The sequence below is a fragment of the Oleiphilus sp. HI0080 genome (assembly GCF_001635135.1).
The window spans coordinates 1-448 of record NZ_LWFU01000165.1 but is presented as its reverse complement, the minus strand read 5'-3'; the positions used below and the strand labels follow the sequence as shown (position 1 = coordinate 448).

The window sequence follows — 448 nt, the reverse complement described above, 5'->3', positions numbered from 1 at the left end:
GAGAAAGACCTTTTTCTATCGTTGCGATGCCTCGCTCCACTGCTTCTTGAGCAACGTCTTTCAGAACAACCTGCAAGCCTGAAACGGCAAACGTTTGCGCAATCCCAGCCCCCATTGTGCCAGCACCAATAACAACAACCTTTTTCATATATACCCTCTGGTCTCTTCTAGTTTTCTAAAATCTTATCAGCACCGCTAATCTGCATCATCAACGGCGTGGGACTTGTTTGGCCAACAGCAACGCCTCTCACCGTCACCTCGTAGTCTCCTGACTGTCGCTCTACCCCTCCCGAAGTAATACGCGCAGTGAGATCAACTAATTCGAAAGACGATATCTTGAGCTCCGGCATCATCGCTAAACGATCGTTTAGTACAATGGCCTCAGGTAGCTCGCTAGGACTATAACGAGCCACAGCAAGCGGCATTGGAGGCCCTTGCTGCGCCTTAG

Annotated in this window: 1 protein-coding gene and 1 pseudogene; both read right to left on the bottom strand. The window is 50.0% G+C overall.

Annotated features, from left to right (window positions below):
- Nucleotides 1-148: 3-hydroxyacyl-CoA dehydrogenase NAD-binding domain-containing protein (locus tag A3751_RS21655; RefSeq protein ID WP_255376060.1), on the bottom strand; the 148-nt coding region annotated here is incomplete at its 3' end.
- Nucleotides 149-167: 19 nt separating this feature from the next.
- Nucleotides 168-448 (bottom strand): annotated as a pseudogene (locus A3751_RS22480) (c-type cytochrome biogenesis protein CcmI); the annotation flags it as partial.